6 protein-coding genes are annotated in these 9,905 nt (G+C 62.9%); all 6 read left to right on the top strand.

What is annotated here, in order from left to right; translation table 11 throughout:
• Positions 1 to 662 (top strand): LamG domain-containing protein (locus tag G4L39_RS06765; RefSeq protein WP_165106909.1); only part of this gene is annotated, 662 nt, incomplete at its 5' end.
• A 536-nt stretch (positions 663 to 1,198) separates the two neighbouring features.
• Entirely contained in the window at positions 1,199 to 2,302 is a 1,104-nt protein-coding gene (locus G4L39_RS06760; RefSeq protein ID WP_165106907.1) for a 3-isopropylmalate dehydrogenase, read from the top strand.
• 174 nt (positions 2,303 to 2,476) lie between these two features.
• A complete protein-coding gene (purB, locus tag G4L39_RS06755) occupies positions 2,477 to 3,811 on the top strand; it encodes an adenylosuccinate lyase (RefSeq protein ID WP_165106905.1) in 1,335 nt (444 codons plus the stop codon).
• Positions 3,812 to 4,368: 557 nt separating this feature from the next.
• Positions 4,369 to 7,896 carry a helicase-related protein gene (locus G4L39_RS06750; RefSeq protein WP_165106904.1) on the top strand — a complete coding sequence of 1,176 codons (3,528 nt, stop codon included), beginning with the start codon at positions 4,369 to 4,371 and terminating at the stop codon, positions 7,894 to 7,896.
• A gap of 4 nt (positions 7,897 to 7,900) precedes the next feature.
• The gene (mads3, locus tag G4L39_RS06745) at positions 7,901 to 9,148 is read left to right on the top strand and encodes a methylation-associated defense system AAA family ATPase MAD3 (RefSeq protein WP_165106902.1); all 1,248 of its coding nucleotides are present in this window, start codon (positions 7,901 to 7,903) and stop codon (positions 9,146 to 9,148) included.
• Positions 9,145 to 9,786 (top strand): methylation-associated defense system protein MAD4, encoded by a 642-nt coding sequence (mads4, locus tag G4L39_RS06740; protein ID WP_165106900.1) that lies wholly within the window; start codon positions 9,145 to 9,147, stop codon positions 9,784 to 9,786. Before mads3 ends, mads4 begins: the two co-directional genes overlap by 4 nt.
• Positions 9,787 to 9,905 lie beyond the last annotated feature (119 nt).

The following is a 9,905-nucleotide window of genomic DNA, read 5'->3' as shown; positions in this document are numbered from 1 at the left end:
ATCATCCGGACTTTACGGTGTCGCTGTGGGTCAACGGGCCGGTGCAGTCGGATCGGCGGGTTTTCTGCGAGGCTTCGCTGACCAACAACAATCCGATGTTCAGCATTGGGACGCACAACACCGGGGCTGACGGGACGGTGGACATTTACATTCGCAACGACACGGGCGGGACGGTGGGGGATCATCGGCATTCGTTGGGGACGGCTTTTGACGGCACGTGGCATCATATTGCGTATGTGCAGCGGCAGGTGGGACCGGGGCTGTACCGGGCGCAGTTGTATGTGGATGGGCTGCCGGATCCGGTGGAGATCACGCCGGTACGGCCGCTGACGGCGATGGTCACGGCCGTTGGGATGGTGCGGCGGGCGGCGGCCTCGGCCTGGTTTACCGGGTTGATTGACGAGGTGGCGCTCTGGAACCGGGCCCTCACACCGGAGGAAATCCAGATCCTGCAACAAACCCCCATCACCAACCCGCCCTCCCGGGTGTTGCTGTTGTCCGTACACAAGGTCGGCAACCAGATTGAGCTGCAATGGAACCGGGGCGTGCTGCAGCATGCGCCGGCGGTGACCGGGCCGTGGACGGATGTGCCCGGCAACCCGGCCTCGCCCCATCGCATCACCCCGGGCGAGACAAGCCGATTCTACCGAACCCGCGAGTAACAAGGCGCCGCCCCACCCGGCCAACACGGTCGGAGGCAACCCTTCGTACCTTCCTCCGAAGACCGGCCCCGGCTTGCAAAATCAAGCCCTTGCCCGCCGATCCACGGCGCCTGGCAGACGAAGCCGGCCCGGTTCAACCGCACGCCGTGTTTGCTTGGCGATCCGGCCGGTGATCGCCGGACACCGACACCAACCTCCGGAACCGGCAGGGCGGCCCGCCAACACCACTGCCAAGACTGCGCCGGCGCGCCCGACCTCGCCGCAACTCCCGGTAAAGCCATTGGCTCGGAGGCGGCCAAGCCACAGTCCGGCCGGAATTTCGCGGTCGCTTGCTGCGCTGGTTTCGGTGTCCATTCGGGGTAACACCGACTTTTGGCGCGCCAACCCGTTCCCCCAAACCGGGCCAACCCCGCCAGCGTAACAATCCTCCCGGCCCAAAACCGGCGGGCCCGGCCGTTCAGAAAGCGGTTGCCCTCCTCCGGGCGACCCGTAGCATGGGGGGCTCCGGCGGCCCGGCCGCCCGGATGGTTCGGAAGATGAAAACATACGACATTGCAGTCATTCCCGGAGACGGTACCGGTCCCGAAGTCATCCGCGAGGCCCTCAAGGTCCTCGATGCCGCTTCGGCCCGATTCGGTTTCAAACTCAACTACACCCATTACGACCTGGGCGGAGAACGCTACCTCCGAACCGGCGAAACGCTACCGGACAGCGTTCTGGCCGAACTCCGCCGGTTCCCCGCGATCCTGCTGGGCGCCATCGGTCATCCCGGCGTCAAACCGGGCATCCTCGAGAAAGGCATCCTCCTCCGCATCCGGTTCGAACTCGAGCAATACATCAACCTCCGGCCGGTCCGGCTCTACGACGCGCGTTTCTGCCCCCTCAAGGACAAACGTCCCGAGGACATTGACTTCGTCGTCGTCCGCGAAAACAACGAGGGACTTTACACGGGGGCGGGCGGATTCGTCTTCAAGGGTACACCCCACGAGGTGGCCATCCAGGAAAGCATCAACACCCGCCGGGGCGTCGAACGTTGCCTCCGCTACGCCTTCGAATTCGCCCGAAAACGCCATGCCCAAACCCCGTGGCGCGGACTCAAACCCGAGGAGGTCGCCGAGGGCAAACGCGCCCAGCTCACCCTCTGCGGCAAAACCAACGTGCTCACTTACGCCTTCGACCTCTGGGAACGGGCCTTTCACGAGGTCGGCCGCGAGTACCCGGACGTCAAACGCGACTATGCCCACGTGGACGCCACCACCATGTGGTTCGTCAAGAATCCCGAGTGGTTCGACGTCATCGTCACCGACAACATGTTCGGTGACATCATCACCGACCTCGGCGCGATGATCCAGGGTGGCATGGGCATTGCCGCCGGCGGCAACATTAATCCGGCCGGAACCAGCATGTTCGAACCCATCGGCGGCAGCGCACCCAAATACACCGGCAAGGGCGTCATCAATCCGCTGGCCGCCATTTGCGCAGGTCAGATGATGCTGGCTCACCTGGGCGAGACCGCCGCGGCGGCGGCCGTCGAAGAAGCCGTGATCCGCGTGGTCCGGGAAAAGCTCAAGAGCCTGGCCGCCGGCCAGATGGGCTACAGCACCAGCGAGGTGGGCGACCTGGTGGCCTCGCTGGTCTAGGTCGCCGTATCCGAATCGAACTCTACCGGTGCAGACGGGGCCGTCCGTTTGTCCCAGCCCAAAACGCGGCCGCCTCGCATCGCCCGGACCCTTCCGGCCGACCGCTCACCGCGCGCGCCGAACCCGGCCACTTTCCCATTTGCCCCCGGTCAACCTTCCCGAAATCATGATTCCATGATCGAACGCTATTCCCGCCCCGAGATGCGGGCCATCTGGTCCGAGGAGAACAAACTGCGGCTGTGGTTGCAGATCGAACTGCTCACCACCGAGGCGCTCGTCCGGGCCGGAATCGTCCCCGCCGCCGATTACCGCCGCATCCGCGCCGGTTGCCAGGCCTGCCTGAAGGACCTGCCCGGACTGCTCCGGCGCCAGCGCGAACTGGAACAGACCCTCCAGCACGACGTCATCGCCTTCACCACCGCCGTGGCCGAGCGCATCAACCATCGCGCCAGCCGTTGGTTGCACTACGGGCTCACCTCCAGCGACGTCGTGGACACCGCCTTCGCCCTGCAACTGGTCCAGAGCGCCGATCTGTTGCTGGCCGATCTCGATGCCCTGCTGCCCGTCATCGCCCGACGCGCCCGCGAACACAAATCCACCCCCTGCATCGGCCGCAGCCACGGCATCCATGCCGAGCCCATCACCTTCGGCTTCAAACTGGCCGGCATGTACGACGAGTTCCGGCGCGCCCGGCGCCGGCTTGAATCCGCCCGCTACTCCGTGGCCGTGGGCAAACTCAGCGGGGCCGTGGGGACCAGCGCCCACCTGCACCCCCGCATCGAAACCTACGTCTGCCGCAAACTCGGCCTGCGGCCGGTCCCCGTCGCCACCCAGGTCGTGCCCCGTGACCTCCACGCCGAATTCCAAACCGTGCTGGCCCTCATCGGCGCCAGCATCGAACGCTGGGCCGTCGAATTCCGCCACCTCCAGCGCACCGAGGTCCTGGAAACCGAGGAACCCTTCGGCAAGGGCCAAAAGGGCAGCAGCGCCATGCCCCATAAACGCAATCCCATCACCTGGGAACGGCTCACCGGACTGGCCCGCATCCTCCGCGCCAACGCCATGGCCGCCCTCGAAAACGTCGCCCTCTGGCACGAACGCGACATCAGCCACAGCTCCGTCGAACGCGTCATCTTCCCCGACTCGTGCACGCTCCTGGATTACATGTTGCACCTGCTCCGCCGGCTCATGGACGGCCTGCAGGTGTATCCCGAAAACATGCGCCGCAACCTGGGCCTCTCCCTGGGCATGTACCACAGTCAGACCGTGCTGCTGGCCCTCATCCGCAAGGGACTGACCCGGGAGGAGGCCTACGCCCTCGTCCAGCGCAATGCGATGAAGACCTGGGAGGTCCGGCATGCCGGCCGCGACGATGCCGATTTCCTGCAAACCCTGAAGGCGGACCCCGAGGTGGCGCGGCATTTCGAGCCCGGCGAACTCGAGCGCCTCTGCTCCCTCGAATTCCATTTCCGCCACCTCCCCTACCGATTCAAAGCCCTCAAACTCTAGTCGCCAGACCTGCTCCTCATCCTCGGAGGCGTTTAACCGTGGCAAAACGCTCCCCGCGATCACCGATCGCGCAGTCCGAAAATCGGGCGCGGTCACCTCGTCGGAGCAGCTTTCCATCATTTGCCAGGCCATGAGGCTCGGGCTTGGCACCACAGGGGTCGCACTCCGCACACCATCCTCTCCAGGTCTGAGCCAGGGCGACAGCGAGGATCCCTTTGACGAGGGGGTATGCAACTGTACACTTCCCATGGCATCTCACGTGGCAGGCACGTTCTCCATGGGATTGAGGATCAATCAGCCAGCGCGGTCACGCACAGAAGACATGAGCCAACAGGAACCGTCCCTCGCCCTGGGCCGGGCCGGCCTGTCCCCGACCGGTCGATCGGTGCCCCGGGCTTCCCTGGGGTTTCGAAAAGCCCTCCCGCGCTCCGCCGGCTGGTATGTGCTGGCGCTTCCCCACACCTGTTCCGAGGCAGGCCCCTGCCCCAACCTTGCAAGGTCCCGAATGGCAGCCACGGTCATCAACCAACCCGCGAGATCCCACCAAAAGAAGCGGCATGACTGAAGATCGCCTTCCCGGACTCATCGGCAGAGAAGTGGTCCTCACCGGGCACTTCGATTGCCCGGTGCGGCTTGAGGACATACGACCCCTTCGCGGAGACGGCTCGGTCGGCTACGAATGCCGCGTCCGCCTGCCGGACGGTACTTTGGCGGAAACCGTGATCTCGCCGGCCGAAGCTGCCACTTTATTGGAGGAATGCGCTGAACGCACGACACCGCTCCGACCGGCGGATCCGGAACGGTTACGACTGCTGGTTGAATCAGCGCGGATCCGGCTTGCCTACGCTCATGATCGCCAGTTTGCCGTAAGTCTTTCGGGCATCCGCACGCTGCCCCACCAAATCGAGGCCGTCTACCAGGCCATGCTGCCTCAACCGCGCCTTCGATTCCTCCTGGCGGATGATCCGGGCGCGGGCAAGACCATCATGGCGGGGCTCCTCATCAAGGAACTCAAACTCCGAGAGGCCATCGAACGAATCCTGATCCTGTGCCCCGCTCCGCTCACCATTCAGTGGCAGGACGAGATGCTTCGCTGGTTCGGCGAGCCTTTCGACATCATCTTCTCCGCCGTGGACCAGCAGCAACTCACCAACCCCTGGCAGCGATGCTCCCAGGTCATCGCCTCCATCGACTACGCCAAACAGGAGGACGTCCGCGAACGCGTCTGGCAGCAACACTGGGATCTGGTCGTCATTGACGAGGCGCACAAATGCTCGGCCTACACCAAATCCCAGGCCGGGCGCAGTGACGAAGTGGTCGAAACCAAACGCTACCAACTGGCCAAACGACTCTCCGAAAAGGCCGACCACCTCCTTCTGTTGACCGCCACCCCGCACCATGGCGACGAGGATCGATTTGCCCACTTCTTGCGCCTGTTGGATCCCGATCTCTTCCCCGAGCCCCACCGCCTGGGAGGCGAGGCCCAGATCATCCGAAAAGACGTCCTGAAACTCGGCAGGAATTCCCCGTGGTGCCTGCGCCGCCTCAAGGAGGATCTGCGAGACCTCAACGGCCGCCGCCTTTTCCCCGACCGGCATGCGAAGACGGTGACGTTTCGCCTGAATCGCGAGGAGTACGCCCTTTATCAGGCTGTCACGGCCTACATTAACGAGTTCATCCCCCAGCCGTCGGGTCCACGCCGATCATCAGCGGCCCTCACCCGCACGGTTCTGCAGCGGCGCCTGGTCAGCTCAACCTGCGCCATCCACGAGTCGTTGAAACGGCGTCTCAGGAAACAGCAGGAGCTCCTGCAGGAACTTGCAACGCTCCCACCTGCTCAGCGTCTCAAGCGACTCGCCGCCGTCCAGGGTCGGTTGGCCGACACCGAACAGGATGAGGACGACCTCGATGAAGAACAGCGCGACCGCTTGGTGGACGAATACACCGCCGCCCTTGAGCTGGACCAACTCCGCCGGGAAATCCTGGCGCTCAAGGAACTGGTCGAACAAGCGCGCAGGGTGCGGGAATCCGGCAGCGACTCCAAGTTGACCGCCCTCACGCAGTGCCTTCAGGAGGCTCAGTTTGCCGAGCTCCGGGACGGCCGGGGCAAGCTCCTGATCTTTACCGAACACCGGGACACACTCGCCTACGTTCGGGAGCACCTCGAGCGCCATGGCTTCACCACGTGCGAAATCCATGGCGGCATGAACCCCCACGAGCGCAAACGCGCCCAGGAACAGTTCCGCACCAGCGCCCAGGTGTGCGTGGCCACCGAGGCAGCCGGCGAGGGCATCAACCTCCAGTTCTGCCACCTCATGATCAACTACGACATGCCCTGGAACCCCACCCGCCTCGAGCAACGACTCGGCCGGATCCATCGCATCGGGCAGGACAGGGACGTCTACGTGTTCAATTTCGTCGCCACCGAGTCCGAAGACGGGCAGCCCATCGTCGAGGGGCGCATCCTCCAGCGTCTACTCGAAAAGCTGGAGACCATGAACCAGGCCCTGGAAGGGCGCGTCTTCGACGTCATCGGCCAGGTCCTCTCGCTCAATGAGGTCAACCTGCCCGAAATGCTCCGCGAAGCCGCTTACGACCCCCGCCGGCTCGACCAGTATCTTGACCGGATCGACCGCATCGACCCCGAAAAACTCAAACAGTACGAACTGGCCACGGGCATCGCCCTGGCCCGAAGCCACGTGGACTTCGCCAGCTTCCAGCACCGCAACCTTGAAGCCGAGGAACATCGCCTCATGCCGCGTTACGTCGAGGCCTACTTCCTCGCCGCCGCCCGCGAGGTGGGTTTGCGGATCGAACCCCGCGCCGACGGTCTCTGGCGCATCGATCATGTGCTGGCCGACCTGCGTTCCGACCGACTTCATTCGGTCCAGCGCCTTGGTAAACCCGAGCCCTCCTACCGCAAGGTCACCTTCCACAAATCCCATCTCGAACAAGACGCACACCTCGATGCGGTCCTGATGGGCCCGGGGCACCCCCTGTACGCGGCCGTGGACGAAAAGCTCAACCAAAAACTCGCCGCCCTCCGGGGAGGCGTGGGCATCTACCTCGACCCATGGAGCACTGACCCTTACTTCCTCCACTTCTTCGAACTCACCATCCGCGGCGAGGACTCACGGGGTAAGGAGATTCCCCTCCACGGAGAAGTCGTCGCCGTGCGCGAACTGCAGGGGACCTATGAGGTTGTGCCCGCCGATATCCTGCTCAACCTGCCCTCCCACCCCAACCCACCGCCCACGGTCCAGCCCGGCCATCCCCGGGACGCCGCCGACTATCTGAAGGCCACCCACCAGCAGGTCTGCCGAAACCGCTGCCTGGAAGAACGGCGCCGCTATGCCCAAATCTGCCGCGAATACCTGGTACGCTCCTTCGATGTGCGCATCAAACGCGCCCAGAACCAGGCCATGGAACTCATGAGCCAAATCTCTACAAAGCCCGAGTTCAAACTTGCCGCCGATGAGGCCTGCAAATATGTGGAAGAACTATCCCGCCAACGCGACGAACGCCTCCAGGGCCTGAAACGACTCGAACTGGCCCGAACCGGTCCGGTCCGTCACCTCGCCACGGCTGTCGTCCTGTTGCCCGGCACAGACACCGCCAGCCAACTCGCCGACCTGGCCAACGAATCCGACCCCAACCTCCGACAACAAAGCGAGAAAGCCGCCGAGGAGATCGCCATCGCCGCCCTCCGCCAGGAGGGATTCCCCGAAGACCGCATCGAGCGGGTGGGCCACCAGAAACTCGGCTTCGACCTCCGCGCCCACCGCATCCTCGATCCCGCCACGGGCGAGATCCTCGTCAAACGTGTCGAAGTCAAGGGCCGCGCGCGCGGACAGCCCGTGCGCCTGACCACCAACGAGTGGTACAAAGCCCAACAGCTCGCAGAAACCTACTGGCTCTATGTGGTGTGGGATCCGCTCGGGCCCAACCCGGAACTCGTTCGCATCCAAAACCCGGCCGCAAAACTCGACCATGCCAAACGGGAAATCGTCGCCGCACGATTCTTCGAAATCCCGGCCGACGCAGTCGTGGCGGCCAGCAACGCACAGGAGTTAGGAAGGAGTTAGGAAGATGATCCGGAAGGTTGAAGCGCTTCGATACCGGTGCCTGCTGCATGTGAGTCGGCCTATTTCCGCGTTCCAGATCCTTGTGGGGCCGAATGCCAGCGGCAAGACCTCCTTTCTCGATATCATTCGATTTCTCGGCCTGCTGGTCTCCGAGGGGCTCGATGCTGCCATCGGCGAACGTTCCGAGAATCTGGAAGATTTGGTCTGGCAACACCAGAAGGATGCATTCGAACTCGCCATTGAAGTCGATATCCCGAAAGAACGCAGGCAGCTTTTGCCATCGCATTACGACGTTTGCCGCTACGAAGTCCGCATCGGTATCGATCTCAAATCGCGGGAGAACAGCATCCTGGCAGAGCGACTTCTTCTTATGACCTCGGAGGGCGACGGAAAGCCCGTGCAAAGGGAAATTTTCCCTGATGTGCAAACGCCGCCCAAGACCATTCTCAAGAAGGTGCCTGCGCGCGGGATCAAAACCGTCGTCAACAAGGTGCCCGCAGGAAATGACAACTTTTACGACGAAACCGGAAAAGGTTGGGATCACGCCTTCAAACTCGGACCTCGCAAGTCAGCGCTTGGAAACCTGCCTGAAGACGAGACGAAATTCCCCGTTGCAACATGGGTAAAATCGATCCTCACGACCGGCATAGAGACCATCGCCCTCAACAGCGCCTCCATGCGCAAACCAAGTCCCCCGGGGCAGCCAAAGATGTTTCGCCCGGATGGTTCCAATCTCCCGTGGGTGGTCGAGCAGTTCAAAAACACGCGCCCCCGGGATTTCGAACGATGGTTGGCTCACGTGCGTACGGCTCTGCCGGATCTCGAAACCATTGAGACGGTGGAGCGTCCCGAGGATAAACACCGCTACCTGCGCCTCGTTTACAACACGGGAGTGGCCGTGCCGTCGTGGACCGCTTCGGATGGAACCTTGCGGTTGTTGGCGCTGACACTTCTGGGCCATACCGGGAATTCCGGAAAGGTGTTTCTGATCGAGGAACCAGAGAACGGGATTCACCCGTTGGCGGTGGAAACCGTGTATCAGTCGTTGGCCTCGGCGTACGAGGCTCAGATCTTGTGCGCAACGCATTCGCCCATAATTCTCTCCCTCGCAGAACCCAAAGATGTGCTTTGCTTCGCCAAGACGCCAAAGGGGGCTACGGATATCGTCCGGGGCGACGAGCACCCGAATTTGCGAGACTGGAAGCGGGGAGCCGATCTTGGAACGCTGTTCGCCACTGGGGTTCTCGGATGAATGCTGCAGTCAACCTCGACCTCATAATGCTTGTGCCGGGGATGGACGAGCGTGAGTGCTTCGACGCCTTGCTCTCAAGTCGCAGACTAAGTCTTGGCATTCGTGCGGTACGTTACAAGATTCTCGTCCACACCCGCCGCGATTCCGGCTGTTTTCACGAGGCACCCGCCGTTTTACAGACTTTTTTGAACCGGGCCAATTACTGTCTCGTCGTGCTCGACCACGAGGGCAGTGGACAGGAAAAGCGACCCGCCTCCGATGTTGCAGCCGACCTGAAAAAGCGATTGGAGGATTCGGGGTGGAAAGATCGCGCGGAAGTTTTGGTACTTGAACCGGAGCTCGAAAGTTGGGTGTGGAGCGACTCCCCACATGTGGATGACGTCTTGGGCTGGGCCGGGCACCAGCCTGACCTTCGACAGTGGTTAAAACAGCGAGGATTGTGGACACAAGGTGCTCCAAAGCCGAATCGCCCCAAGGAATGCCTCGAGGCTGCGTTGCGACAGGTCAGGGTCAGACGGTCCCCAGCCATTTACCGCGAACTGGCAGAGCGGGTTGGGCTGGAACGCTGCAAGGACCGGGCATTCCACGCCTTTAAGCGAATCGTGCAGGCTTGGTTTGCCGAAAGCCCTCTGACATGAAAACCGTGAACAACGACCCCAAACTCATCGAGGACTTCCTCCCCCTCAAGGCCATCAGCGCCGAGACCTCACGGGAGGAATCCATCCGCAAATGCCAACCCATCAGGCCCCGCCTGCGG

This window comes from Limisphaera ngatamarikiensis, from assembly GCF_011044775.1.
Taxonomy (GTDB): domain Bacteria; phylum Verrucomicrobiota; class Verrucomicrobiia; order Limisphaerales; family Limisphaeraceae; genus Limisphaera; species Limisphaera ngatamarikiensis.
Note: the sequence above shows the minus strand (reverse complement) of the source record. Positions and strands in the feature narration are given on the sequence as shown.

Excerpts from the sequence above, each read along its gene's own strand:
- G4L39_RS06750 (WP_165106904.1), top strand. The coding sequence starts at position 4,369 with ATGACTGAAGATCGCCTTCCCGGACTCATCGGCAGAGAAGTGGTCCTC.
- mads4 (WP_165106900.1), top strand. The coding sequence starts at position 9,145 with ATGAATGCTGCAGTCAACCTCGACCTCATAATGCTTGTGCCGGGGATG.
- purB (WP_165106905.1), top strand. The coding sequence starts at position 2,477 with ATGATCGAACGCTATTCCCGCCCCGAGATGCGGGCCATCTGGTCCGAG.
- G4L39_RS06760 (WP_165106907.1), top strand. The coding sequence starts at position 1,199 with ATGAAAACATACGACATTGCAGTCATTCCCGGAGACGGTACCGGTCCC.
- mads3 (WP_165106902.1), top strand. The coding sequence starts at position 7,901 with ATGATCCGGAAGGTTGAAGCGCTTCGATACCGGTGCCTGCTGCATGTG.